We start from the raw sequence: 25,545 nt of genomic DNA on the forward strand, positions 1-25,545 counted from the left end.
CTTTTCGGTCAACCTTCCCAGGGCATGGGACACCCCCCGGGGGTATGCGTACCCATGCACGTCCGCCGTGGTCCGCGCAAGACCGCCTCCTCGGCCAAGATCCTGGACGCGGTTCGTATCCGGAACACCTGTCCGGTTACGCTCAGGACATGCATGCCTGGCCCGCTTCTGAGGTCCCCGCCCTGCCCGGCAAGGGCCGCGACCTCCGGATTCACGACACCGCGACCGGTGGACGAGTGACCCTCGCCCCCGGCCCCGTCGCCCGTCTCTACGTCTGCGGCATCACGCCCTACGACGCGACCCACATGGGTCACGCGGCGACCTACAACGCGTTCGACCTCGTGCAGCGCGTGTGGCTCGACACCAAGCGGCAGGTCCAGTACGTCCAGAACGTCACCGACGTCGACGACCCCCTGCTGGAGCGGGCCCAGCGCGACGGCATCGACTGGGTCGGCCTCGCCGAGCGCGAGACCGCCCTCTTCCGTGAGGACATGACCGCCCTGCGGATGCTGCCCCCGCAGCACTACATCGGCGCGGTCGAGGCGATACCCGGCATCGTCCCGCTCGTCGAGCGGCTCCGGGACTCCGGCGCGGCCTACGAGCTCGACGGCGACATCTACTTCTCCGTCGAGGCCGACCCGCACTTCGGCCGGGTGTCGAACTACGACACCGAGCTCATGCGGCACCTGTCCGCCGAGCGCGGCGGCGACCCGGACCGCCCGGGCAAGAAGAACCCGCTCGACCCGATGCTGTGGATGGCCGCCCGCGAGGGCGAGCCCAGCTGGGACGGCGCCAGCCTCGGCCCCGGCCGGCCCGGCTGGCACATCGAGTGCGTCGCCATCGCCCTCGACCACCTCGGCATGGGCTTCGACGTCCAGGGCGGCGGCTCCGACCTGATCTTCCCGCACCACGAGATGGGCGCCTCCCACGCCCAGACCCTCACGGGCGAGTTCCCCATGGCCAAGGCGTACGTGCACGCCGGCATGGTCGCCCTGCACGGCGAGAAGATGTCCAAGTCCAAGGGCAACCTGGTCTTCGTCTCCACCCTCCGCAGGGAGGGCGTCGACCCGGCCGCCATCCGGCTCGCCCTGCTCGCGCACCACTACCGGGCCGACTGGGAGTGGACCGACCAGGTGCTCCAGGACGCCGTGGCCCGCCTGGGCCGCTGGCGCGCCGCCGTCTCGCGCCCCGACGGCCCGTCCGCCGACGCGCTCGTCGAGGAGCTCCGCGAGGCGCTCGCCGACGACCTGGACGCCCCGGCCGCGCTCGCCGCGGTCGACCGCTGGGCCGCCGCCCAGGAGGCGGAGGGCGGCACCGACGAGTCCGCCCCCGGCCTCGTCTCCCGCGCCGTCGACGCCCTCCTCGGCGTCGCGCTGTAGCGATTCCGGCCCGCGCGGGCCGCTCCCGGGAACCCATAAGTCCAGGAGCGGCCCGCGCGAGTCCATGGCCGGGCCCGCCGCCCCGGCGCTACACAGGCCGCATGAGATCACCAACGCGACTGACAACAGCGGCGGTTGGCGCACTCCTCGGCCTGCTCGCCGTCTTCGCCGGACCCGGCGGCAGCACGGCGGCCGGTGCCGCCGCCCTCACGGACACCACCGAAAGCTCCGGCACCACCGGGAACTCCGGGACGCCCGACACCACCGTGGGCGACCTCACCGGGTTCGCCGCCGACGGGGCCGTCTACCGGCTCACCGCCGGCCGCGCAGAGGCCCGGGTCAGCTTCGTCACCGACGAGACCTTCCGCCTCGAACTCGCCCCCGACGGGAAGTTCACCGACCCCACCGGACAGGACATCGTCCGGCCCCAGGGCCCGCCGCCCGTCACCCACTGGACCGACCGCGGCGACCGCTACGAACTCGGCACCGCACGGGTCACCCTGCGCGTCCACAAGTCCCCGCTGCGCTTCTCCGCCCTGCGCGCCGACGGCACCCCGCTGTGGACCGAGACCCGCGGCCTCACCTGGAACCAGGACCGCACCGTCCAGACCCTCGCCCGCGGCGCCGACGAGCAGTTCTACGGCGCCGGCATGCAGAACGGACGCGGCAACACCTCGCACCGCGGAAAGACCGTCGAGGTCGGCGTCGACTACAACTGGAACGACGGCGGCCACCCCAACTCCGTCCCCTTCTACCTCTCCTCCGCCGGCTACGGCGTCTACCGCAACACCTACGCCCCGAACACCTACTCCTTCGGCGAGCCCGTCACCACCAGCGCCCGCGAACAGCGCTTCGACGCCTACTACTTCACCGGCAGCGGCCCGGACGCCGCCAAGGACGTCATCGGCCAGTACACCGCCCTCACCGGCAAGCCCTTCCTGCCGCCGGTCTACGGCCTGGAGATCGGCGACGCCGACTGCTACCTGCACAACGCCAACCGCGGCGAGCGCCACACCCTCGACGCCCTGAAGATCGCCGACGGCTACGTCGACAACGACATGCCCAACGGCTGGATGCTCGTCAACGACGGCTACGGCTGCGGCTACGAGGACCTCGCCGAGACCGCCCAGGGCCTGCGGCAGCGCGGCACCCAGCTCGGCCTGTGGACCGAGGACGGCATCGCGAAGCTGGCCGACCAGGTCAAGGCCGGCCAGCGCGTCGCCAAGCTCGACGTGGCCTGGGTCGGCTCGGGCTACAAGTTCGCCCTCGACGGCTGCAAGGACGCCTACGCCGGCATCGAGGCCCACAGCGACGCCCGCGGCTTCACCTGGGCCCCCGAGAGCTGGTCCGGCGCCCAGGCCTGCGGCGTCCAGTGGTCCGGCGACCAGTCCGGCAGCTGGGAGTACATCCGCTGGCAGATCCCCACCTACGCCGGCGCCTCCATGTCCGGCCTCGCCTACACCACCGGCGACGTCGACGGCATCTTCGGCGGCAGCCCCAAGACGTACGTCCGCGACCTGCAGTGGAAGACCTTCCTGCCGGTCACCATGACCATGGACGGCTGGGCCGCCCAGGACAAGCAGCCCTTCCGCCAGGGCGAGCCCTACGTGTCGATCAACCGGGCCTCCCTCAAGCTCCACGAGGCCCTGCTGCCGTACATCTACTCCCACGCCCACCGCGCCACCCGGACCGGCGTCGGCCTCGCCCGGCCGCTCGCCCTCGAATACCCCGGCGACCCGGTGGCCGCCTCCGACGCCGCGAAGTACGAGTTCCTCAGCGGCGAGGACTTCCTCGTCGCGCCCGTCTACCAGGACGCCACCGAACGCGACGGCATCTACCTGCCCAAGGGCACCTGGATCGACTACTGGAACGGGCGCACCTACGAGGGCCCCGTCACCCTGAACGACTACAGCGCCCCGCTCGACACCCTGCCCCTGTTCGTCCGGGCCGGAGCCGTCGTCCCCATGTGGCCCGGGGACATCCGCTCGTACACCGACCGCGCGCCCGGCGACCCGATCGCCTGGGACGTCTACCCCCAGGGCACCTCCTCCTTCGAGCTGTACGAGGACGACGGCGTCACCCGCGAGCACCGCACCGGCCGCTACGCCCTCCAGCGCGCCGAGGTCACGGCGCCCGAGCGCGGCTCCGGCGACGTCACCGTGCGGATCGGCGCCGGCACCGGCACGTACACCGGCAAGCCGGCCGCCCGGCCGTACCACCTCACCGTGCACACCGGCGACGCCCCCGGCGCCGTGACCCTCGGCGGGCGGGCCCTGCCCCGGTACACCGGCAAGGCCGCCTTCGAGGCCGCCGAGCAGGGCTGGTGGTACGACCGGGACGACCGAGGCGGAGTCGTCCGGATCAAGACCGCGGCCCAGCGCACCGACCGGGCCGTCACCCTGGTCCTCGCCGGCACCAGCGCCGTCGGCGGGGCCGTGCCCGGCGCCACCGCCACCGTCGCCGCACCGGCCGCCCAGGAGCTGGGCGCGGGCGTGCCCGGCACGGTCGCCGTGGACGTCACCGCCGGGACGAAGGACGCCACCGACGTCCAGGTCGGCCTGACCGTCCCGGCCGGCTGGCAGGTCGCCCCGGCCGCGCCGCTCGCCCGTGTCCCGGCCGGCACCACCCGGCGCGTGGAGCTCACCGTGACGCCCGCCGCGGACGCCCGGCCCGGGGAGGCCACGCTCACCGCGAGCGTCCGGCACCGGGCCGCCGGAGCGGACCGCACCGCACAACAGCGGTTCGCGGTCGGCGTGATGCCCCCGCCGCCCACGGCCCCGGCCTGGGCGAGCGACCTGGTCTGGCTGAAGTCGACGAACGGCTGGGGCCCGCCCGAACGCGACCGCTCCAACGGCGAGTCCGGCGCTGCCGACGGTCACACCCTCACCCTGGCCGGCACCACCTACGCGAAGGGCATCGGCGCCCACGCCGACTCCGACATCGAGGTCTACCTCGGCGGTCGCTGCACCCGCTTCACCGCCGACGTCGGCATCGACGACGAGATCAACGGCTACGGCGAGGTCGCCTTCTCCCTGGAGGCGGACGGCAGGGTGCTGTGGACCTCGCCGAAGCTGACCGGTGCCTCGGCCACCGTCCCGGTGGACGTCGACGTGACCGGCGCCCGGCACGCGCACCTGAGGATCACCGACACCAACGGCTCCAAGAGCGGTGACCACGGCGACTGGGCGGGCGCGCGGTTCGACTGCGCCTGAGCCCGGACACGCGTACGGGAGGGGCGGCCCGGCCACCCCTCCCGTACGTGCGCTCAGTCCTCCCCGGACCCCTCACCGGCGTCGCCGGCGTCACCGGACTCGCCCTCCCGGCCGTCCCGGTCGTCCTGGCCGGACGGCGGCTCCGGCGGCTCGGCGCCGGGGATCGCCTCCGGGCCGGGCTGCTGGGGCTTCGGCGGGCGGGTCCGCTCGCTCGGCGTGTCCCGGAGGTACGAGGCGTCCCCGCCCTCCGTCGCCACGCCCGGGCCCTGCCCCGGCTCGCGGCGGCGCAGATAGCGCTCGAACTCACGGGCGATGGCCTCGCCGGAGGCCTCCGGCAGCTCCGCCGTGTCCCGCGCCTCCTCCAGGGTCTGCACGTACTCGGCGACCTCGCTGTCCTCGGCCGCCAGCTGGTCCACGCCCACCTGCCAGGCCCGCGCGTCCTCGGGCAGCTCGCCCAGCGGGATGCGCAGCCCGAGCAGGTCCTCCAGGCGGTTGAGGAGCGCCAGGGTCGCCTTCGGGTTCGGCGGCTGCGACACGTAGTGCGGCACCGCGGCCCACAGGCTCACCGCCGGGACCCCGGCGTGCGTGCAGGCCTCCTGGAGGATGCCGACGATGCCCGTCGGGCCCTCGTAGCGGGTCTCCTCCAGGTCCATGGTGCGCGCCAGGTCCGGGTCGGAGGTGACGCCGCTGACCGGCACCGGCCGGGTGTGCGGGGTGTCGCCGAGCAGCGCGCCCAGGATCACCACCATCTCCACGCCCAGTTCGTGCGCGAAGCCGAGCAGCTCGTTGCAGAACGACCGCCAGCGCATCGACGGCTCGATCCCGCGCACCAGGACCAGGTCGCGGGGACGGTCGCCGCCGATCCGCACCACGGAGAGCCGGGTCGTCGGCCAGGTGATCTTCCGGACCCCGCCGTCCAGCCACACCGTGGGGCGGTTGACCTGGAAGTCGTAGTAGTCCTCGGCGTCGAGCGCCGCGAACACCTCGCCCTTCCACTCCCGGTCCAGATGGGCGACCGCGGCGGAGGCGGCGTCACCGGCGTCGTTCCAGCCCTCGAACGCGGCCACCATGACCGGGTCGATCAGCTCGGGAACCCCCTCGAGCTCGATCACCCAGCGCCTCCTTCGTTGAGTTCCTGTCGTACGGACCAACCTTATGCCTTTCCGGCGGTCCGCCCGCAGTCGTGGGACGGGCCCGAAGGCCCCCGCGGGTCTCGATCGACTACCCAGGAACTCCCGTCGGCACACGGCCGGAACCGGTCCTCCCGATCAGTCCTCCCACAGGGTGCTCGGCGCCTCCCGGCGCACCACGGGCGCGATCTCCTCGGCGAACCGCTCCAGGGTCTCGATCTGCTCGGCCGTGGACTGCCCGAACGCGTCCACGGTGATCGACTGGAGGTCGTGGCCGTAGGCCTCCCGCCAGCCGAGGATCTTCTCGATGATCCGTTCCGGGGAGCCGATCAGCTGCGGCCCGTCCGCGACCGCGTCCTCGATGGTACGGAACGGGGTGTTGTAGCCGGTCTTCCCGGCCAGCTCGGGCCGGAAGGTCTGGCGCACCTTCGCCTCGTACAGCTCCTTGTACCGGGTGATCGCCTGCTCGGTGGTGTCCGCGACGAGCAGCCCGCCCGAGCCGGCCGCCACGCGCGCGTGGCGCGGGTCGTGCCCGTACTCCTCGAACTTCTCCCGGTAGTGGGCGATCAGGCGCGCGTACGCGGCCCGCGGCTGGATGGCGTTGGCGGTGAACAGCGGGTCGCCGTGCCGGGCGGCGAGCTCGGGGGAGTCCAGGCTGGTGGCCGAGCCGTGCCAGATCCGCGGCGGACCGGCGTACGGGCGGGGGAGCGTGGTCACCCCGGTCAGCGGCGGCCGGAACTCGCCCGCCCAGTCCACCCCCTCCTCGGTCCACAGCCGGCGCAGCAGCTCGTACTTCTCCCGCTGGAGGTCCCACTGGCGCTTCTCGTCCAGGCCGAACAGGTCGAAGTGGCCGGCCTCCGCGCCCTTGCCGACGACGAGTTCGATCCGGCCGCCGGAGAGCTGGTCGAGGGTGGCGTAGTCCTCGGCGACCCGGACCGGGTCGAGGATCGCGACCACGGTGACCCCGGTGAGCAGCCGGATCCGCGAGGTGCGGGCGGCCAGCGCGCCGAGCACCACGGAGGGGCTGGAGGAGAGGAAGGGACCGGCGTGCCGCTCGCCGATCGCGTACGCGTCGAAGCCGAGCCGCTCCGCGGCCTCGCCGACCGCGAGGACCTGCTCGAACCGGGCGGCGGCGGTGGGGAGTTCGCCGGTCAGCGGGTGCGGGGCGTGGCCGATGAGGGAGAGCACCTGAAACTTCATGCCTCCACTCTGCGCGCCGAGTGTTGCGGCGGTGTGGCGGCCGTGTGTGCGCTCACGCGCCGGGGGCGGCCGCCACCGAAGGTGGCGACCGCCCCCGACAACCCCCTTGGGGGGCGGGCTACTTGCGCAGCATGTCCTCGACCTTGCGGCGGATCTCGTCGGTGGCGAGACCGCGGATGGTCAGGGTGGTGCGGCGGCGCAGCACGTCGTCCGCCGTCTCGGCCCACTCGTGGTCGCGGGCGTAGGCGACCTGGGCCCAGATCTCCGGGGCGTCGGGGTGGACGCGCTCGGCGAGTTCCGGGTTCTCGTTCGCCATGCGGGCGATGTCGAAGGCGAGCGAGCCGTAGTGGGTGGCCAGGTGCCTGGCGGTGTCGGCGGCCATCCGCGGGCCGGGGGCCGGGCCGTCGACGAGGAGACGGTGGGCGACCGCGTTCGGGTTCGCGATGCCGGGCAGCGGCAGCCGCTTCGGCAGCGTGGCGACCGACTCGTAGTCGTCACCGAGCGGGTGGCCCGGCAGCGACTCCAGCTTCTTCATGATCGTGCGGCCGATGTGCCGGAAGGTGGTCCACTTGCCGCCGGCCACCGACAGCATGCCGCCGCGGCCCTCGGTGACGACCGTCTCGCGCTTGGCCTTGGAGGTGTCGCCGGGACCGCCCGGGAGCACCCGCAGTCCGGCGAAGGCGTAGGTGATCAGGGAGCGGTCGAGCTGCTGGTCGCGGATGGAGAAGGCGGCCTCGTCCAGGATCTGGGCGATGTCCTTGTCGTTGACCGCGACCTCGCCCGGGTCGCCCTCGTACTCCTCGTCGGTGGTGCCGAGCAGGAGCATGTCCTCCCAGGGGAGGGCGAAGGTGATCCGGTACTTGTCGATCGGGGTGGCCAGCGCCGCCTTCCAGGGGGAGGTGCGCTTGAGGACCAGGTGGGCGCCCTTGGAGAGGCGGATGGAGGGGGCCGCGTTCGGGTCCTCCATCTTCCGCAGGTGGTCCACCCAGGGGCCGGTGGCGTTGAGCACCAGGCGGGCGTTCGCGCCGAACTCGTCGCCGGACAGGCGGTCGCGGAGCTCGGCGCCGGTGACCCGGCCGTTGGTGAAGCGGAGCCCGGTGACCTCGGCGTGGTTGAGGACGACCGCGCCGGCGTCGACGGCGGCGCGGACCGTCATCAGCGCCATGCGCGAGTCGTTCATCTGGTCGTCGCCGTAGACGGCGACGGCCTTGAGGTTGTCGGTGCGCAGCTCCGGCACGTCCTGGGCGGCCTTGGCGGGGCTCAGCAGGTGGCCGACGCCGTCGCCGAACGCGGACAGCGCGCTGTAGGCGAAGACGCCGGCGCCCAGCTTGGCCGCGCCGTGCGGGCCGCCCTTGTAGACGGGCAGGTAGAAGGTGAGCGGGTTGGACAGGTGGGGGGCCACCTGGCGGGAGACCGCGCGCCGCTCGAAGTGGTTCTCCGCGACGAGCTTGACCGCGCCGGTCTGCAGGTAGCGCAGACCGCCGTGGAGGAGCTTGGAGGAGGCGGAGGAGGTGGCGCCGGCGAAGTCGCCGGCGTCCACCAGGGCCACCCGCAGTCCGGACTGCGCGGCGTGCCAGGCGGTGGAGATGCCCAGGATGCCGCCGCCGATCACCAGGAGGTCGTACGTCGCCTTGGACAGCTGCTCCCTGGTCTCGGCGCGGGTCGGAAGGGAACCGGCAGCCGGGTGCATCCCCAGGGAGGGGAGGCTCTGCAGGGTGGTCATCGCGAATTGCTCCTCGTCAGTTCTCTTCTTCTTCGATCCAGCCCATGGAGCGCTCTACGGCCTTGAGCCAGTTCTTGTACTCGCTGTCGCGCTTGTCGGCGTCCATGCGAGGGGTCCATTCGGCGGCCCGGCGCCAGTTGGCGCGCAGGGCGTCGGTGTCCGGCCAGAAGCCGACGGCCAGGCCGGCGGCGTAGGCGGCGCCGAGGCAGGTGGTCTCGGCGACCATCGGGCGCACCACGGGCGCGTCCAGGAAGTCCGAGAGGGTCTGCATCAGCAGGTTGTTGGAGGTCATGCCGCCGTCGACCTTGAGGGCGGTCAGCTCGACGCCCGAGTCCTTGGTCATGGCGTCGGTGATCTCGCGGGTCTGCCAGGCGGTGGCCTCCAGGACGGCACGGGCGATGTGCGCCTTGGTGACGTAACGGGTCAGGCCGGCGATCACACCGCGGGCGTCGGAGCGCCAGTACGGGGCGAAGAGGCCGGAGAAGGCCGGCACGAAGTAGGCGCCGCCGTTGTCCTCGACGGAGGAGGCGAGGGTCTCGATCTCGGCCGCGGACTTGATCAGGCCCATCTGGTCGCGCATCCACTGCACCAGGGAGCCGGTGACGGCGATCGAGCCCTCCAGGGCGTAGACCGGCTTCTGGTCGCCGATCTGGTAGCCGACGGTGGTCAGCAGGCCGCTGTAGGAGTTGATGATCTTGTCGCCGGTGTTCATCAGCATGAACGTTCCGGTGCCGTACGTGGACTTGGCCTCGCCCTCGGCGAAACAGGTCTGGCCGAACAGGGCGGCCTGCTGGTCGCCGAGCGCGGAGGCCACCGGGACGCCGTCGAGGACGCCGCCCTTGACCGTGCCGTACACCTCGGCGGAGGAGCGGATCTCGGGGAGCACCGCGGCCGGGATGTCCATCGACTGCAGGATGCGCTCGTCCCAGGCCATCTCGTGCAGGTTCATCAGGAGGGTGCGCGAGGCGTTGGTGACGTCGGTGACGTGGACGCCGCCCTGCGGGCCGCCGGTGAGGTTCCAGATGACCCAGGAGTCCATGGTGCCGAAGAGGATGTCGCCGCGCTCGGCGCGCTCGCGCAGGCCCTCGACGTTGTCGAGCAGCCAGCGGACCTTGGGGCCGGAGAAGTACGAGGCGAGGGGCAGGCCGGTCTCGCGGCGGAAGCGGTCCTGGCCGACGTTGCGGCCGAGCTCCTTGCACAGGGCGTCGGTGCGGGTGTCCTGCCACACGAGCGCGTTGTGCACCGGCTCGCCGGTGGTCCTGTCCCACATCAGGGTGGTCTCGCGCTGGTTGGTGATGCCGATCGCCTTGACGTCGGCGGCGGTGATCCCGGCCTTGGCGATGGCGCCGGCGACGACCTCCTGGACGTTGGTCCAGATCTCGGTGGCGTCGTGCTCGACCCAGCCCGGCTTCGGGAAGATCTGCTCGTGCTCCTTCTGGTCGACGGAGACGATGCGTCCGTCCTTGTCGAAGACGATGCAGCGGGACGAGGTGGTGCCCTGGTCGATGGCGGCGATGAACGGGCCGGCGGTGTGGGCGTCGGTCACGGTGTACTCCAAGGGGGAAGTCTGGAAGAAGGACTGCTCAGGCGAACGCGATGTTGTAGATACCCGCGGCGATGGCGCCACCGATCAGCGGACCGGCGACCGGGATCCACGCGTAGCTCCAGTCGGAGCCGCCCTTGTTCGGCAGCGGGAGCAGCGCGTGCACGATGCGCGGGCCGAGGTCACGGGCCGGGTTGATGGCGTAGCCGGTGGGGCCGCCGAGCGAGAGGCCGATGGAGACCACGACGAACGCGGTGATCAGGGCGCCGATGACGCCGAGGCCCTTGCCGCTGTCGTTGAGGCCCTGGGTGAGCACGGCGAGCACGAGCACCACGGTGCCGATGATCTCGGTGGCCAGGTTCTGCCAGGTGTTCCGGATCTCCGGACCGGTGGAGAAGATGCCGAGCACCGGGCCGGGGCCCTCGACCGGCTTCTCGCCGACCGTCTCGGGGTCGGTGAGGTGCGACCGGAACTGCCCGTAGTAGGCGATCCAGACCAGCGCCGCGCCGATCATGGCACCGAGCATCTGACCGGCGACGTACACCGGCACGTTGCTCCAGTCGCCGTCCTTGATCGCTATGCCGATCGTGACGGCGGGGTTCAGATGGGCGCCGGAGAGGGAAGCGGTCATGTAGACCGCCGTCATGACGGCGAAGCCCCACCCGAAGGTGATCGCGAGCCAGCCCGCGTTGCGGGCCTTCGAGTTCTTGAGCGTCACGGCGGCGCAGACACCGCCGCCGAGCAGGATGAGTACGGCGGTACCGATGGTCTCGCCGATGAAGATGTCGGAGCTGGACACCCGCGACTCCTTTGTCCTTCGTCCAGGGGAAGGCGAACCACGGGTCCTCCGGTGGTTCGCGCCCTCAGGTGAGGGCGTTGCCGGCCCTTGGCACTGTCACACCTTAGCGCGTATTGCCGGTAGCTGTTCGACAATGCCGACCGATGAACGGAAGTTTTGCGCCACGGTTAACAGCGCGTCAAGGGTCGCGGGAACGAAAAACCCGCCGATAACGCGATCGTTACCGACGGGTTCAGCGGGCGGTCCCGGGTGCTCAGAAGCGGCCCGCCCCCAGGTCGCGGGAGACCGCGCGGGCGCAGTCCCGCACGGCGGCCACCAGCTCCGAGCGCAGCTCGCCGTCCGCGCAGACCCGCTCCACGGCCCCGGTGATGGCCACCGCGCCCACCGGCATCCGGCGCCGGTCGTGGATCGGCGCGGCCACCGAGGCCACGCCCTCCCAGGTCTCCTCCACGTCCGCGGCCCAGCCGCGCGCCCGGGTGGTGTCGAGCAGCGTCTCGAAGTCCGCGAGGTCCGTGACCGTACGGGGCGTGAAGGGCTCCCGCTCGACCTCCACCGCCTCGCTGTGCGCCACCGGGTCGTAGGCCGACAGCACCTTGCCCAGGGCCGTGGAGTGCAGCGGCTGCATCGCGCCCACCTCCAGGACCTGCCGGCTGTCGTCGGGGCGGAAGACGTGGTGCACGATGAGGACGCCGCTCTGGTGCAGCACGCCCAGGTGGACGCTCTCGCCGCTGGACCGGGCCAGGTCGTCCGTCCACACCAGGGCGCGGGCGCGCAGCTCGTGCACGTCCAGATAGCTGTTGCCCAGGCGCAGCAGCTCCGCGCCCAGCTGGTAGCGCCCGGAGGCCGGGTCCTGCTCCACGAAGCCCTCGGCCTGGAGGGTGCGCAGGATGCCGTGCGCGGTGCCCTTGGCGAGCCCGAGGGAGGAGGCGATGTCGGACAGGCCCAGCCGGCGCTCGCCGCCCGCGAGCAGTCGCAGCATCGCCGCCGCCCGTTCAAGCGACTGGATGTTCTTCGCCATCGCCCGGCCCTTCTCCTCACATGCTGTTCGACAATGCTGAACACTATCGGTCGATGCCGACCTTGTGTCACACCTGACAGTGTCGGACAAGAACGGGCCGGACCGGGAGTCCCCGGACACAGGATGCCGTCCACCTGCTGGAACCCCATGTCCACCCCGGCCCCCGCACGGTTAGTCTGGGCCCGTGCACCCTCCCCCGAGGGTGCAAAGCCGACAGCCGTCGCATCCCAGGGAGCCTCATCCATGGCCTCGTCGCCGACCCCTTCCACCGCATCCGCGACCGCCGCCCGCCGGGCCGACGCCCTCCGTGAGGCCCTCGCCTCCCGGGTCGTCGTCTCCGACGGCGCGATGGGCACCATGCTCCAGGCCCAGGAGCCCTCCCTGGAGGACTTCCAGCAGCTCGAGGGCTGCAACGAGATCCTGAACGTCTCCCGCCCGGACATCGTCCGCGCGGTCCACGACGCCTATCTCGAGGTCGGCACCGACTGCGTCGGCACCAACACCTTCAACTGCAACTTCTCCGCGCTCGGCGAGTACGACATCGCCCACCGCATCCACGAGCTCTCCGAGGCCGGCGCCCGGATCGCCCGCGAGGCCGCCGACGAGTTCACGGAGCGGACGGGACAGCAGCGGTGGGTGCTCGGCTCCATGGGCCCCGGCACCAAGCTGCCGACCCTCGGCCACGTCGAGTACCGCACCATCCGCGACGCCTACCAGCAGAACGCGGAGGGCCTCCTCGCGGGCGGCGCCGACGCCCTGCTCGTCGAGACCACGCAGGACCTGCTCCAGACCAAGGCCGCGATCATCGCCGCCCACCGCGCCATGGAGATCGCCGGCTACACCGTGCCGCTGATCACCTCCGTCACCGTCGAGACGACCGGCACCATGCTGCTCGGCTCCGAGATCGGCGCCGCACTGACGGCCCTGGAGCCGCTCGGCATCGACATGATCGGCATGAACTGCGCCACCGGCCCGGCCGAGATGAGCGAGCACCTGCGCTACCTCGCCCGCCACGCCGGCATCGCGCTCTCCTGCATGCCGAACGCGGGTCTGCCGGTGCTGACCAAGGACGGCGCGCACTACCCGCTGTCCGCGGAGGAACTCGCGGACGCGCACGAGACCTTCGTGGCGGAGTACGGGCTGTCGCTCGTCGGCGGCTGCTGCGGTACGACCCCGGAGCACCTGCGCCAGGTCGTGGAGCGGGTCCGGGGCGTGGTCCCGCCGGTGCGCGAGCCGCAGCCGGAGCCCGGTGCGGCCTCGCTCTACCAGTCGGTGCCGTTCCGCCAGGACACCTCGTACCTGGCGATCGGTGAGCGGACGAACGCGAACGGGTCGAAGAAGTTCCGTGAGGCCATGCTGGAGGGCCGCTGGGACGACTGCGTGGAGATGGCGCGGGACCAGATCCGCGAGGGCGCGCACATGCTCGACCTGTGCGTGGACTACGTCGGCCGGGACGGCGTCGCGGACATGCGGGAGCTGGCCGGGCGCTTCGCGACCGCGTCCACGCTGCCGATCGTGCTGGACTCCACCGAGGTCGACGTGATCGAGGCGGGTCTGGAGAAGCTGGGCGGCCGGGCCGTCATCAACTCCGTGAACTACGAGGACGGCGACGGCCCCGAGTCGCGGTTCGTGAAGGTGACGCGGCTGGCCAAGCAGCACGGTGCCGCGCTGATCGCGCTGACGATCGACGAGAAGGGCCAGGCCCGGACGGTCGAGGACAAGGTCGCGATCGCCGAGCGGATCATCGCCGATCTGACCGGCAACTGGGGGATCCGCGAGTCGGACATCCTCATCGACACCCTCACCTTCACGATCTGCACCGGCCAGGAAGAGTCCCGCAAGGACGGCGTGGCCACGATCGAGGCGATCCGCGAGCTCAAGCGGCGCCACCCGGACGTGCAGACCACGCTCGGCCTGTCCAACATCTCCTTCGGCCTGAACCCGGCCGCGCGCATCCTGCTGAACTCCGTCTTCCTGGACGAGTGCGTGAAGGCGGGCCTGGACTCGGCGATCGTGCACGCCTCGAAGATCCTGCCGATCGCGCGGTTCGACGAGGAGCAGGTCACCACTGCCCTCGACCTCATCTACGACCGGCGCAGCGAGGGCTACGACCCGCTGCAGAAGCTGATGGCGCTGTTCGAGGGCGCGACGGCGAAGTCGCTGAAGGCCGGCAAGGCCGAGGAGCTGGCCGCGCTGCCGCTGGAGGAGCGCCTGAAGCGGCGGATCATCGACGGCGAGAAGAACGGCCTGGAGGCCGACCTCGACGAGGCCCTGACCACCACGCCGGCCCTCGACATCGTGAACAACACGCTGCTCGACGGGATGAAGGTCGTCGGCGAGCTGTTCGGCTCGGGGCAGATGCAGCTGCCGTTCGTGCTCCAGTCGGCCGAGGTCATGAAGACCGCGGTGGCCTACCTGGAGCCCCACATGGAGAAGGTGGAGGGCGCCGAGGGCAAGGGCACGATCGTGCTCGCCACCGTGCGCGGCGATGTCCACGACATCGGCAAGAACCTCGTCGACATCATCCTGTCCAACAACGGCTACAACGTGGTCAACCTCGGCATCAAGCAGCCGGTCTCCGCGATCCTGGAAGCCGCCGAGGAACACTCCGCCGACGTCATCGGCATGTCCGGTCTGCTCGTCAAGTCGACCGTGATCATGAAGGAGAACCTGGAGGAGCTCAACCAGCGCGAGCTGGCGGCCAAGTACCCGGTGATCCTCGGCGGCGCCGCCCTCACCCGCGCCTACGTCGAGCAGGACCTCCACGAGATCTACCAGGGCGAGGTCCGCTACGCCCGCGACGCCTTCGAGGGCCTGCGCCTGATGGACGCCCTGATCGCCGTCAAGCGCGGGGTGCCGGGCGCGAGCCTGCCCGAGCTGAAGCAGCGGCGCGTCGCCAAGGGCGCCGCCGCCCTCCAGATCGACGAGCCGGAGCCCGGCGGCCGCTCGGACGTCGCCACCGACAACCCCGTGCCCACCCCGCCGTTCTGGGGCACCCGCGTCGTCAAGGGCATCCCGCTGAAGGACTACGCCTCCTGGCTCGACGAGGGCGCGCTCTTCAAGGGCCAGTGGGGCCTGAAGCAGAACCGGGCCGGCGACGGCCCCTCGTACGAGGAGCTCGTCGAGACCGAGGGCCGGCCGCGGCTGCGCGGCTGGCTGGACCGGCTGCACACGGAGAACCTGCTCGAAGCCGCCGTGGTCCACGGCTACTTCCCGTGCGTGTCCAAGGGCGACGACCTGATCATCCTCGACGAGGACGGCAACGAGCGCACCCGCTTCACCTTCCCCCGCCAGCGGCGCGGCCGGCGCCTGTGCCTCGCGGACTTCTTCCGCCCGGAGGAGTCCGGCGAGACCGACGTCGTCGGCCTCCAGGTCGTCACCGTCGGCTCGAAGATCGGCGAGGCCACCGCCAAGCTGTTCGCCTCCGACTCGTACCGCGACTACCTGGAGCTGCACGGCCTGTCCGTGCAGCTGGCGGAGGCCCTGGCCGAGTACTGGCACGCGCGCGTGCGCGCCGAGCTCGGCTTCGGCGGGGAGGACCCGGCGGACGTGGAGGACATGTTCGCGCTCAAGTACCGCGGCGCGCGCTTCTCGCTCGGCTACGGGGCCTGCCCCGACCTGGAGGACCGGGCCAAGATCGCCGAGCTGCTCCAGCCCGAGCGCATCGGCGTCCACCTCTCCGAGGAGTTCCAGCTCCACCCCGAGCAGTCCACCGACGCCATCGTCATCCATCACCCGGAGGCGAAGTACTTCAACGCTCGGTAGTCGGTGCGGGGGTAAATCCCTGCGTCCCATGGGAACCGGACGTACACTGGTCGGTCCAGTGCAGGCCGGTCGCCACCCCCGTACCGGGGAGGGTGACCGGCCTCTTCGTCCCTCCATGGAGGTGTGCCGGATGACCAGTACGGTCCCCGCGTCCCTGATCCGAGCCAACGGCAGCTCCGCGCTGCAGGCGGTCTTCCTCGACATGGACGGCACCCTCGTCGACACCGAGGGCTTCTGGTGGGACGCGGAGGTCGAGGTCTTCGCGGACCTCGGGCACCGGCTGGACGAGGCCTGGCGGGACATCGTGGTCGGCGGCCCCATGACCCGCAGCGCCGGATACCTCATCGAGGCCACCGGGGCCGACATCACCCTGGAGGAGCTCACCGTGCTCCTCAACGAGAAGTTCGAGCAGCGCATCGACCGCGGCGTGCCGCTGATGCCCGGCGCCGACCGGCTGCTCGGCGAGCTGGCCCGGCACAACATCCCCACCGCCCTGGTCTCCGCCTCGCACCGCCGGATCATCGACCGGGTGCTCGGCTCGCTCGGCCGCGACCGCTTCGCGCTGACCGTCGCCGGCGACGAGGTGAGCCAGACCAAGCCGCACCCCGAGCCCTATCTGACCGCCGCCCGCGGCGTGGGCGCCGACCCCGCTCTGTGCGCCGTCGTCGAGGACACCGCGACCGGTGTCGCCGCCGCCGAGGCGGCCGGCTGCCGGGTCGTCGCCGTGCCCTCCGTGGCCCCGATCCCGCCCTCCCAGGGCCGTGTCGTCGTGCGCTCCCTGGAGGAGGTCGACGTGCCCTTCCTGCGCACCCTGATCGCCTCGCCGAGCGCCGCGCCCCGCGGGATCTGAGCCGGCCGGCTTCGCGTCCGGAAACGAACGGGCCATCCGCCGAAAAGAACCCTGCGTGAGCTTGGTCACGCAGAGTGCCGAACGGTGGGTGGCCCATCTGCGTGCGGTGTCCCGAAACCGGCGGTTACACCCTGCCTTTGTGTCCCGATTCGATCGCCCGCGTACGAATCATTCCCCTGCATGGGTATCGAACGCACCGTATTCCTGCGCGCCCCGGGGGTCTTCCCTCCGATTGCTCCCGTCCAGCGGCACCAGCACCGCCGACTACGCTTTCGCGAGTACTCCGCCGCACCCCACCGCGTGCCCCGGCGCCCACCCAAGTCGCCGTGTACACAGGACCGATCGCACCCCCATCCCGGCCCGATCGCCACCGCCCCGACCGGGCGGCCGACGGAGTGACCGAAGCCGCTGTACCAGTGCCGGCCGTCACCCCGTGCCGGATGAGGAGAACGTCCCTGATGAACCGCAAGACCCTGGTGCTGCCCGCCCTGGCCGCACTGCTCACCCCGCTGCTCGCCGGCTGCGGGGGAGGGGACGAGAACCGAGCGATCGTCGTCGGCACCACGGACCGGTTCGTCGCCACGGAGGACGCCCCCGCGCCGCTCGACCCGGCGTTCGCCTACGACACCGGCGCCTGGAACATCCTGCGGCAGACCCTCCAGACCCTGATGCACGTCCCGCGCGGCGGCGGCGCCCCGGTCCCCGAGGCCGCCCGCAGCTGCGGCTTCTCCGACAAGGAGAGCGAGAGCTACCGCTGCACGCTCCGCGAGGGCCTCACCTTCGCCGACGGCACCCCGCTCACCGCCGCCGACGTGAAGTTCTCCGTCGAGCGCGTGCTCGCCATCAAGTCCGACAACGGCACCGCCGCCCTGCTCTCCAACATCGACACCGTCGAGACCCGCGGCGAGCTCGAGGTGGTCTTCCACCTCAAGACGCCCGACGCCACCTTCCCGTACAAGCTCTCCACGCCCGTCGCCGGCATCCTCAGCAAGGCCAAGTACGACGCCAAGGCGCTGCGCGAGGGCTTCGAGGTCGACGGCTCCGGCCCGTACACCATGAAGGCCGAGGTCTCCGGCTCCGCGGTCACCCGCTTCGTCTTCACCAAGAACCCGAAGTACCAGGGCGACGTCAGCATGCGCAACGACAAGGTCGAACTGCGCACCTTCGACGACGCCGCCGGCATGGACAAGGCCCTGCGCGCCGACGACATCGACATGGCCGCCCGCGCCATGTCGCAGCCGCAGATCAAGGAACTCACCGAGAAGCCCCAGGAGGGCATCAACCTCACCGAGGTCCCCGGCCTGGAGATCCGCTACCTCGGCTTCAACACCAAGGCCCCCGCCGTCAAGGAGAAGGCCGTCCGGCAGGCCATGGCCTCCGTGATCGACCGCGGCCGCCTCATCGAGCAGGTCTACGGCCCCACCGCCCAGCCGCTCTACTCCCTGATCCCCTCCAGCATCACCGGCCACGCCACCTCGTTCATCGACACCTACGGCGAGCCCGACCCGACGAAGGCCGCCAAGCTGCTGCGCGAGGCCGGCGTCAAGACCCCCGTCCCGGTCACCCTGCACTACACCACCGACCACTACGGCGCCGAGACGGCCGAGGAGTTCGAGGCGCTGCGCGCCCAGCTCAACGCCTCCAAGCTCTTCGACGCCAAGGTCCAGGGCACCGAGTGGTCCCAGTTCCGACCGGCCCAGAAGCGCGGCGACTACGCCGTCTACGGCCTCGGCTGGTTCCCCGACTACCCGGACCCGGACAACTACGTCGCCCCCTTCCTGGACAGCGACAACTTCCTCAACACCCCGTACGTCAACCAGTCCGTCCGTGACCGGTTGATCCCGCAGTCGCGCCGCGAGGCCGACCGCACCGCCGCGGCCCCGGTCTTCGAGCAGATCCAGAAGATCGTCGCCAAGGACGTTCCGGTGCTGCCGCTGTGGCAGGGCAAGCAGTACGTCGCCGCCCGGAACGACATCACCGGCGTCGAGTGGGCGCTGAACACCTCCTCCGACCTGCTCCTGTGGGAGCTGGGCCGCGGCACCGCCTGACCCCTTCGTTGTACCGGCCGCGCACTGTCCGCGCGGCCGGCCTGGCAAGAGATCACGAGGCAAGTTCTGTGAAGGCACACAACAAGTGGCTGACCGCTCCGCTCGCCGCGGGCCTGGCCGCGACCCTGCTGTCCGGCTGCGGCACCGAAAAGGGCGGCACCGGTGACGCCGGAACCACCGTCCGCGTCGGCATGTCGGACGAGATCGTCGCGACCGACCCGGCCGCCGGCTACGACCCCGGCTCCTGGGTGCTGTTCAACAACGTCTTCCAGTCCCTGCTCGCCTTCCCCAAGGGCGGCTCCGAGCCCGAGCCCGACGCCGCCGACGAGTGCGCCTTCTCCGGCGGCAGCAAGGTCTACACCTGCACCCTGCGCGAGGGCCTGAAGTTCTCCAACGGCAACCCGCTCACCTCCGAGGACGTCAAGTTCTCCTTCGAGCGCGCCCTGAAGATCGCCGACCCCAACGGCCCGGCCCCGCTGCTCTCCTCGATCGCCTCCATCGAGACCCCCGACGAGAAGACCGTCGTCTTCCGGCTCAAGGTCGCCGACGCCACCTTCCCCAGCAAGATCGCCTCCGGCGCCGGCTCCATCGTCGACCACCGCTCCTACCCCGCCGACGCGCTGCGCACCGACGGCAAGGCGGTCGGCTCCGGCCCGTACAAGCTCGACTCCTTCGGCGAGACCGAGGCCGTCTTCTCCGCCAACAGCGGCTACCAGGGCAACGCCAAGCGCAAGAACGGCGGCGTCACCCTCAAGCTCTACGGCGGCGACCGCGAGGCCCTCGCCAAGGCCCTCGCCGGCGGCGAGGTCGACGTCGCCTACCGAGGCCTCTCCGCCGACGACATCGCCGCCCTGGAGAACTCCCAGGACGACGCCAAGGGCATCCAGGTCGTCCAGGGCTCCAGCGCCGAGGTCCAGCACCTGGTCTTCAACGTCAAGGACCCGGTCGTCGGCAAGCTCGGCGTCCGCAAGGCCATCGCCCACCTCGTCGACCGCGAGGCGCTCGTCCAGAACGTCTACAAGTCGACCGCGACGCCGCTGTACTCCATCGTCCCGGCCGGCATCGCCGGCCACGCCACCTCGTTCTTCGACACCTACGGCGCGCCCGACAAGGCCAAGGCCGAGCAGGCGCTGCGCAAGGACGGGATCACCGGCAAGGTCAAGCTCACCCTCTGGTCCACCCCCAGCCGCTTCGGACCCTCCACCGACCAGATGATGGAGGCGATAGCCGGCCAGCTCAACGCCAGCGGCCTGTTCGACGCCAAGGTCCAGTCGGTCGCCGACTACGAGCAGTACGAGAAGGACGTCGACGCCGGCAAGTACGGCGTGTACGTCCGCGGCTGGGTCCCCGACTACCCGGACGCCGACAACTTCACCTCGCCCTTCTTCGGCGACGACAACGTCCTCGGCAACCGCTACAAGAACGCCCTGATCACCGGCGAGCTGCTGCCCGCCGTCGCCGCCTCGCCCGACCGGTCCGCGACCGGCTCCACGTACACCAAGGTCCAGGACCTCGTCGCCGACGAGCTCCCGCTGCTGCCGCTGTGGCAGGGCAAGCAGTACGCCGTCGCCCGCGAGGACGTCACCGGCCTCGAATGGACCCTGGACGCCTCCACCGTCTTCCGCTTCTGGGAGATCAAGAAGGGCTGACCCGCCCCCCGGCACGACGAAGGGCCCGCCGCGCCACCCGCGCGCCGGGCCCTTCCCCGTACCGCCTCCGTACGCAACGGCACCGTCACTGCGCCCCGGGGCGCACCAGACCGCTCTCGTACGCGTACACCGCGGCCTGCACCCGGTCCCGCAGGCCCAGCTTCGTCAGCACGTGCCCGACATGGGTCTTCACCGTCGTCTCGCTGACGAACAGATCCGCCGCGATCTCCGCGTTCGACAGGCCACGGGCCACCAGCTTCAGCACCTCGACCTCGCGGTCCGTCAGCGTGTTCAGCGTGTCCGGCACCTGCTCCTCGCCCGACGGCAGGTGCGCCGAGTACTTGTCGAGCAACCGCCGCGTGATCGACGGGGCCAGCATCGCCTCGCCGGCCGCCACCACCCGGATCGCCTGCACCAGCTCGGTCGCCGGGGCGTCCTTCAGGAGGAAGCCGCTCGCCCCCGCCCGCAGCGCCTCCACCACGTACTCGTCGAGGTCGAAGGTGGTCAGCACCAGCACCTTCGCCGGACCGTCCCGGCCCGGCCCGGTGATCTGCCGGGTCGCCTCCACCCCGTCCATCCGCGGCATCCGGATGTCCATCAGCACCACGTCGGGCTGCAGGGCCCGCACCTGGTCCAGGGCCTGGAGACCGTCACCGGCCTCACCCACCACCGCGATGTCCTGCTCGGCCTCCAGGATCATCCGGAAACCGGTGCGCAGCAGCGGCTGGTCGTCGACCAGTAGGACGCGGATAGCCACGGACAACTCCTTCACGGCACGGGCGGGACGTGATCCATTCTGCCCTGGGGCTACGCGCCGGACTCCGCCGGGCGCGCGGGCACCACCGGCAGCGGATACACCGGGGGAGTGCCGCCGAACTCCGGGCACACCGCCCGGTGGTCGCACCAGCCGCACAGCTTCGTCGGCCGGGGCCGCCAGTCACCCGTCTCCGTCGCCAGCCGGATCGCCTCCCACAGCGCGTGCAGCTTGCGCTCCACCCGCAGCAGATCGGCCTCCACCGGGTCGTACGTCAGCACGTCACCGCTGCCCAGATACACCAGCTGGAGCCGGCGCGGCACCACCTGCCGCAGGCGCCACACCACCAGCGCGTAGAACTTCATCTGGAACAGCGCGCCCTCGCTGTACTCCGGGCGGGGCGCCTTGCCCGTCTTGTAGTCCACGATCCGGACCTCGCCCGTCGGCGCCACGTCCACCCGGTCGATCACCCCGCGCAGCCGCAGCCCCGAAGCCAGCTCCGTCTCCACGAACAGCTCACGCTCGGCCGGCTCCAGACGCGTCGGGTCCTCCAGCGTGAACCACCGCTCGACCAGCGCCTCCGCCTCCGACAGCCACCGCGCGAGGCGCTCCCCCTCGGCGTCCCCCTCGAACAGCTCGCCCAGCTCCGGCCGCGAGGCCAACAGCCGGTCCCACTGCCCCGGCACCAGCGCCTTCGCCCGCGGCGCCGTCCGCTCCACCGCCGGCGCGTCGAACAGGCGCTCAAGCACCGCGTGCACCAGCGTCCCGCGGGTCGCCGCCGCACTCGGCTTCTCCGGCAGCCGGTCGATCACCCGGAACCGGTAGAGCAGGGGGCACTGCATGAAGTCGCTCGCCCGCGACGGCGACAACGACATCGGTGCCCGGGGCTCCACCGCCGCCACCGGCGGCTGCTCGCTCGTACTCATGACACAGACCCTACGGCCCGCCACCGACAGCGAGCACCGCCCCGACCCAGATCCCGCCCGGGGGCACACGCGGAATACCATCGACGCAGGACCCGTCGCACTGCATGATCGAACCGTGACCCAGTGCGCGGGCCCCGCCCGGCGACGAAAGGAACCCGTGAACCAGGACGAGTCCAAGCCGCAGCGGACCGAGGAGCCGGGCGGCGGCATCCTGATGGGCCGCCCCTTCGGCGTGCCCGTCTACGTCGCGCCCAGCTGGTTCCTGGTCGCCGCCCTCATCACCTGGGTCTTCGGCGACCAGATCGAACGCGTCCTGCCCGACCTCGGCGCGGCCCGCTACCTGGTCTCCCTGTTCTTCGCCATCGCCTTCTACGCCTCCGTGCTCGTCCACGAACTGGCCCACACCCTCGCCGCGCTCCGCTTCAAGCTCCCCGTGCGCCGCATCCAGCTCCAGTTCTTCGGCGGCGTCTCCGAGATCGACAAGGAGACCGAGACCCCCGGCCGCGAGTTCGTCCTCGCCTTCGTCGGCCCGCTGCTCTCCCTCGTCCTCGCCGGCGTCTTCTACCTCGCCATGTACGCCGTCGAACCCGGCACCGTCCCCGGCGTGCTGCTCGGCGGGCTGATGATCTCCAACCTCATCGTCGCGATCTTCAACCTGCTCCCCGGCCTGCCCCTCGACGGCGGCCGGATGCTCCGCGCCGTCGTCTGGAAGCTCACCGGCAACGCGATGACCGGCACCGTCGCCGCCGCCTGGGTCGGCCGCGCGCTCGCCGTCACCGTCCTCATCGGACTGCCGCTGCTCACCCGCACCGGCCTGCTCGGCAACTCCACCGAGGACATCAGCGGCTTCACCACCGTCACCGACGCCCTGCTCGCCGCCATCCTCGCCGCGATCATCTGGACCGGCGCCGGCAACAGCCTCCGCATGGCCCGCCTGCGCGAGCACCTCCCCGAACTGCGCGCCCGCACCCTCACCCGCCGCGCCATCCCCGTGGAGACCGCCACCCCGCTCTCCGAGGCGCTGCGCCGCGCCAACGAGGCGGGCGCCCGCGCCCTCGTCGTCGTCGACGGCCAGGGCGCCCCCACCGGCATCGTCCGCGAGACCGCCATCGCCTCCGTCCCCCAGCACCGCCGCCCCTGGGTCGCCGTCAGCGCCCTCTCCCAGGACCTCGCCGACGGCATGCGCGTCCCCGCCGACCTCGCCGGCCAGCCCCTCCTCGACCACCTCCGCGCCAGCCCGGCCACCGAATACCTGGTGATCGAGGAAGGCGGCGAGATCTACGGAGTCCTCTCCACCGCGGACGTGGAGCGCGCCTTCGTGAAGGCCATGGCACGACCCTCGTCGTAACACCGGTACCCTGTTCACATGTCCGAACCGACCGGTGCCGCCCGCCGTCGCGGGCCCTTCAAGGTCGGGGACCAGGTCCAGCTCACCGACCCCAAGGGACGCCACTACACGTTCACGCTCGAGGCCGGGAAGAACTTCCACACCCACAAGGGTTCCTTCCCGCACGACGAGCTGATCGGTGCTCCCGAGGGCAGCGTTGTCCGTACCACGGGAAACGTCGCCTACCTGGCGCTGCGCCCCCTGCTCCCCGACTACGTCCTGTCCATGCCCCGCGGCGCCGCCGTGGTCTACCCCAAGGACGCGGGGCAGATCCTGGCCTTCGCCGACATCTTCCCCGGCGCCCGCGTCGTCGAGGCCGGCGTGGGCTCCGGCTCGCTCAGCTCCTTCCTGCTGCGCGCCATCGGCGACAGCGGCATGCTGCACTCCTACGAGCGCCGCGAGGACTTCGCCGAGATCGCCAAGGGCAACGTCGAGCGCTACTTCGGCGGCCCGCACCCCGCGTGGCAGCTGACCGTCGGCGACCTCCAGGACAACCTCTCCGACACCGACGTCGACCGTGTCATCCTCGACATGCTCGCCCCCTGGGAGTGCCTGGAGGCCGTCTCCAAGGCGCTCGTCCCCGGCGGCATCCTGTGCTGCTACGTGGCCACCACCACGCAGCTCGCGCGCACCGTGGAGTCCATCCGCGAGTTCGGCTGCTACGCCGAGCCGCAGCCCTGGGAGTCCATGATCCGCAACTGGCACGTCGAGGGCCTGGCCGTCCGTCCGGACCACCGCATGATCGGCCACACCGGCTTCCTCGTCACCGCCCGCCGGCTCGCCGACGGCGTGGAGCCCCCGATGCGCCGCCGCCGCCCCGCCAAGGGCGCCTACGGCGAGGACTACGAGGGTCCCAACAAGGGCTGACGCCCACAGGGGGGCTGACGCCCCGACAACGCGCGCGTGCCGCCGCCGAGTTCCCGCCCCCGGGCGGGGAACCGGCGGCGGCACCCTCATGTCCGGCCCCCGGCCGACCCCGAGCCCCGCCCCGTACGGCCCGTCCGCACCCCGCCTGTTCCGCCCTCCTGTGACGTGTGGCACGATGCCCGTTCACCGTACGAACTCCTTCCGCACCACTCACAGGAGACGCCCCGCGTGCAGACCTCCGCCGTCCCGGACCTCGCGCACACCCACGCCCGGCCGGTGCACTGGCTGGCCACCGCGGCCGCCATGGCCGGAGTCGTCGCCCTCGCCGGACTGCTGCAGCCCGACCCGGCCGGCGCCACCGCCGCACCCCCGGTCCCGCTGCCCGCGCCCGACGCCGCCACCGCCCACTACCCGCTGGAGTGCGGGGGAGCCCCCAGCACCGTCGCCCGCAAGGCCGGCGGGGACCTCGACGGGGACGGGAACCCGGAGACCGTCGCAGTCGTGCACTGCGAAGCCGGCTCCGGCACGCCGCCCAGCGGCGTCTACGTGCTCACCCGCGGCAAGGGCGCCGGCACCCCGGCCGCGCGCGTGGTGGCCACGCTGGTCGAACCCTCGCAGCTGAAGAACATCGGCGACCTCGCCGTCCGCGACGGCGCCGTCCACGCCACCCTGCTCGGCTACTCCTCCGCGGACGTCCCCAGCTGCTGCCCCGACCTGCGCGAGCAGGTCACCTGGCGCTGGCGGGGCGGCGCCTTCGTCCGCACCGGCCAGGACCCGGCCCGCGCCGTCTGACCAGGGGGCAACGCTCCCCCGGGACCGGCCCGGCCCCGGGGCGCCCCACCCCCCGGTCACCGCACGGTCACTCCGCGTCCGGGCCGTACACCTCGACACCGTCGCCGACCCGCCGCACGTGGATGCAGTCGCCCGGGCACTCCTTCGCCGAGTCCACCACGTCCCGCAGCAACGGCAGCGGCACCGGCGTCGTCGCGCCCGGCTCCTGGAGCAGCTCGTCGTCCGCGCTCTTCACATATGCGAGCCCGTCGATGTCGAGCTCGAAGACCTCCGGAGCGTACTGCGCGCAGATACCGTCCCCGGTGCACAGGTCCTGGTCGATCCAGACCTCCAGCGCCTCCTCGGCGCCCGTGGCCGGGGTCTCCTGCTGCACGGTCATGTCGCCTGCCGTTTCTGCGTCGATTCTCTAAGTCCGGTCACGCCTGACGGGTGTTGACCACCCACGACGATACAACCGGGCGCTTTTGCAATGACCGCCGGTGGGTATTCCCCTGGCGTGAGGG

The 25,545-nt window shown here is 71.7% G+C and carries 18 protein-coding genes; 9 read left to right on the plus strand and 9 right to left on the minus strand.

Annotated features, from left to right (window positions below):
• Positions 1-149: 149 nt before the first annotated feature.
• Together mshC and ACIGW2_RS21390 are read left to right on the plus strand one after the other, a co-directional pair.
• Positions 150-1,379: a cysteine--1-D-myo-inosityl 2-amino-2-deoxy-alpha-D-glucopyranoside ligase gene (gene mshC, locus ACIGW2_RS21385; RefSeq protein WP_391653890.1), complete on the plus strand. Its 1,230-nt coding sequence runs from the start codon at positions 150-152 to the stop codon at positions 1,377-1,379.
• A 101-nt stretch (positions 1,380-1,480) separates the two neighbouring features.
• Positions 1,481-4,591 carry an NPCBM/NEW2 domain-containing protein gene (locus ACIGW2_RS21390; protein WP_391653889.1) on the plus strand — a complete coding sequence of 1,037 codons (3,111 nt, stop codon included), beginning with the start codon at positions 1,481-1,483 and terminating at the stop codon, positions 4,589-4,591.
• A 53-nt stretch (positions 4,592-4,644) separates the two neighbouring features.
• Here ACIGW2_RS21390 and ACIGW2_RS21395 read toward each other — a convergent pair whose 3' ends face one another.
• The 6 genes from ACIGW2_RS21395 to ACIGW2_RS21420 all read right to left on the minus strand — a co-directional run bounded on the left by ACIGW2_RS21395 (position 4,645) and on the right by ACIGW2_RS21420 (position 12,004).
• Positions 4,645-5,703, minus strand: coding sequence for a PAC2 family protein (locus tag ACIGW2_RS21395; RefSeq protein ID WP_391653888.1), 1,059 nt, complete (start codon positions 5,701-5,703; stop codon positions 4,645-4,647).
• A gap of 156 nt (positions 5,704-5,859) precedes the next feature.
• Entirely contained in the window at positions 5,860-6,921 is a 1,062-nt protein-coding gene (locus ACIGW2_RS21400; protein WP_391653886.1) for an LLM class flavin-dependent oxidoreductase, read from the minus strand.
• A gap of 118 nt (positions 6,922-7,039) precedes the next feature.
• Positions 7,040-8,644 carry an FAD-dependent oxidoreductase gene (locus tag ACIGW2_RS21405; RefSeq protein WP_391653885.1) on the minus strand — a complete coding sequence of 535 codons (1,605 nt, stop codon included), beginning with the start codon at positions 8,642-8,644 and terminating at the stop codon, positions 7,040-7,042.
• Positions 8,645-8,660: 16 nt separating this feature from the next.
• On the minus strand, positions 8,661-10,190 hold the full coding sequence (gene glpK / locus ACIGW2_RS21410; RefSeq protein ID WP_361580427.1) for a glycerol kinase GlpK: 1,530 nt from the start codon (positions 10,188-10,190) through the stop codon (positions 8,661-8,663).
• Positions 10,191-10,227: 37 nt separating this feature from the next.
• A complete protein-coding gene (locus ACIGW2_RS21415; protein WP_391653884.1) occupies positions 10,228-10,986 on the minus strand; it encodes an MIP/aquaporin family protein in 759 nt (252 codons plus the stop codon).
• Between the two features lie 253 nt (positions 10,987-11,239).
• Positions 11,240-12,004: an IclR family transcriptional regulator gene (locus ACIGW2_RS21420; protein WP_361580192.1), complete on the minus strand. Its 765-nt coding sequence runs from the start codon at positions 12,002-12,004 to the stop codon at positions 11,240-11,242.
• A 243-nt stretch (positions 12,005-12,247) separates the two neighbouring features.
• Between ACIGW2_RS21420 and metH the strand changes: the two genes are divergently transcribed.
• From metH to ACIGW2_RS21440, 4 genes are all read left to right on the plus strand, one after another.
• Positions 12,248-15,769: a methionine synthase gene (metH, locus tag ACIGW2_RS21425; protein WP_399845117.1), complete on the plus strand. Its 3,522-nt coding sequence runs from the start codon at positions 12,248-12,250 to the stop codon at positions 15,767-15,769.
• Between the two features lie 130 nt (positions 15,770-15,899).
• Complete coding sequence (locus tag ACIGW2_RS21430) at positions 15,900-16,619, plus strand: HAD family hydrolase (protein ID WP_399845120.1); 720 nt, start codon at positions 15,900-15,902, stop codon at positions 16,617-16,619.
• Between the two features lie 458 nt (positions 16,620-17,077).
• On the plus strand, positions 17,078-18,667 hold the full coding sequence (locus ACIGW2_RS21435) for an ABC transporter substrate-binding protein (protein WP_399845122.1): 1,590 nt from the start codon (positions 17,078-17,080) through the stop codon (positions 18,665-18,667).
• Between the two features lie 68 nt (positions 18,668-18,735).
• On the plus strand, positions 18,736-20,316 hold the full coding sequence (locus ACIGW2_RS21440; protein ID WP_391653881.1) for an ABC transporter substrate-binding protein: 1,581 nt from the start codon (positions 18,736-18,738) through the stop codon (positions 20,314-20,316).
• A gap of 85 nt (positions 20,317-20,401) precedes the next feature.
• Here the strand turns inward: ACIGW2_RS21440 and ACIGW2_RS21445 are convergent, their stop codons facing one another.
• Both ACIGW2_RS21445 and ACIGW2_RS21450 read right to left on the minus strand, forming a co-directional pair.
• Positions 20,402-21,073: a response regulator transcription factor gene (locus tag ACIGW2_RS21445; RefSeq protein ID WP_132914643.1), complete on the minus strand. Its 672-nt coding sequence runs from the start codon at positions 21,071-21,073 to the stop codon at positions 20,402-20,404.
• 50 nt (positions 21,074-21,123) lie between these two features.
• Entirely contained in the window at positions 21,124-21,996 is an 873-nt protein-coding gene (locus tag ACIGW2_RS21450) for a PD-(D/E)XK nuclease family protein (RefSeq protein ID WP_361580182.1), read from the minus strand.
• A 214-nt stretch (positions 21,997-22,210) separates the two neighbouring features.
• Between ACIGW2_RS21450 and ACIGW2_RS21455 the strand changes: the two genes are divergently transcribed.
• The 3 genes from ACIGW2_RS21455 to ACIGW2_RS21465 all read left to right on the plus strand — a co-directional run bounded on the left by ACIGW2_RS21455 (position 22,211) and on the right by ACIGW2_RS21465 (position 25,042).
• Complete coding sequence (locus ACIGW2_RS21455; RefSeq protein WP_399845384.1) at positions 22,211-23,344, plus strand: site-2 protease family protein; 1,134 nt, start codon at positions 22,211-22,213, stop codon at positions 23,342-23,344.
• 18 nt (positions 23,345-23,362) lie between these two features.
• Positions 23,363-24,250 carry a tRNA (adenine-N1)-methyltransferase gene (locus tag ACIGW2_RS21460; protein WP_019884997.1) on the plus strand — a complete coding sequence of 296 codons (888 nt, stop codon included), beginning with the start codon at positions 23,363-23,365 and terminating at the stop codon, positions 24,248-24,250.
• A gap of 228 nt (positions 24,251-24,478) precedes the next feature.
• The gene (locus ACIGW2_RS21465) at positions 24,479-25,042 is read left to right on the plus strand and encodes a hypothetical protein (protein ID WP_399845123.1); all 564 of its coding nucleotides are present in this window, start codon (positions 24,479-24,481) and stop codon (positions 25,040-25,042) included.
• A gap of 67 nt (positions 25,043-25,109) precedes the next feature.
• On the opposite strand, the gene ACIGW2_RS21470 is transcribed toward ACIGW2_RS21465, so the two are convergent.
• On the minus strand, positions 25,110-25,421 hold the full coding sequence (locus ACIGW2_RS21470) for a ferredoxin (RefSeq protein WP_361580177.1): 312 nt from the start codon (positions 25,419-25,421) through the stop codon (positions 25,110-25,112).
• Between the last annotated feature and the right edge of the window lie 124 nt (positions 25,422-25,545).

It is taken from the genome of Streptomyces sp. NPDC053541 (genome assembly GCF_044544705.1).
Taxonomy (GTDB): Bacteria; Actinomycetota; Actinomycetes; order Streptomycetales; family Streptomycetaceae; genus Streptomyces.

What these genes read in the sequence shown, in the direction of transcription:
- mshC (WP_391653890.1), top strand. Translation starts at nt 150, where the DNA reads ATGCATGCCTGGCCCGCTTCTGAGGTCCCCGCCCTGCCCGGCAAGGGC.
- ACIGW2_RS21390 (WP_391653889.1), top strand. Translation starts at nt 1,481, where the DNA reads ATGAGATCACCAACGCGACTGACAACAGCGGCGGTTGGCGCACTCCTC.
- ACIGW2_RS21400 (WP_391653886.1), bottom strand. Translation starts at nt 6,921, where the DNA reads ATGAAGTTTCAGGTGCTCTCCCTCATCGGCCACGCCCCGCACCCGCTG.
- ACIGW2_RS21405 (WP_391653885.1), bottom strand. Translation starts at nt 8,644, where the DNA reads ATGACCACCCTGCAGAGCCTCCCCTCCCTGGGGATGCACCCGGCTGCC.
- ACIGW2_RS21420 (WP_361580192.1), bottom strand. Translation starts at nt 12,004, where the DNA reads ATGGCGAAGAACATCCAGTCGCTTGAACGGGCGGCGGCGATGCTGCGA.
- metH (WP_399845117.1), top strand. Translation starts at nt 12,248, where the DNA reads ATGGCCTCGTCGCCGACCCCTTCCACCGCATCCGCGACCGCCGCCCGC.
- ACIGW2_RS21430 (WP_399845120.1), top strand. Translation starts at nt 15,900, where the DNA reads ATGACCAGTACGGTCCCCGCGTCCCTGATCCGAGCCAACGGCAGCTCC.
- ACIGW2_RS21435 (WP_399845122.1), top strand. Translation starts at nt 17,078, where the DNA reads ATGAACCGCAAGACCCTGGTGCTGCCCGCCCTGGCCGCACTGCTCACC.
- ACIGW2_RS21450 (WP_361580182.1), bottom strand. Translation starts at nt 21,996, where the DNA reads ATGAGTACGAGCGAGCAGCCGCCGGTGGCGGCGGTGGAGCCCCGGGCA.
- ACIGW2_RS21455 (WP_399845384.1), top strand. Translation starts at nt 22,211, where the DNA reads ATGGGCCGCCCCTTCGGCGTGCCCGTCTACGTCGCGCCCAGCTGGTTC.
- ACIGW2_RS21460 (WP_019884997.1), top strand. Translation starts at nt 23,363, where the DNA reads ATGTCCGAACCGACCGGTGCCGCCCGCCGTCGCGGGCCCTTCAAGGTC.
- ACIGW2_RS21470 (WP_361580177.1), bottom strand. Translation starts at nt 25,421, where the DNA reads ATGACCGTGCAGCAGGAGACCCCGGCCACGGGCGCCGAGGAGGCGCTG.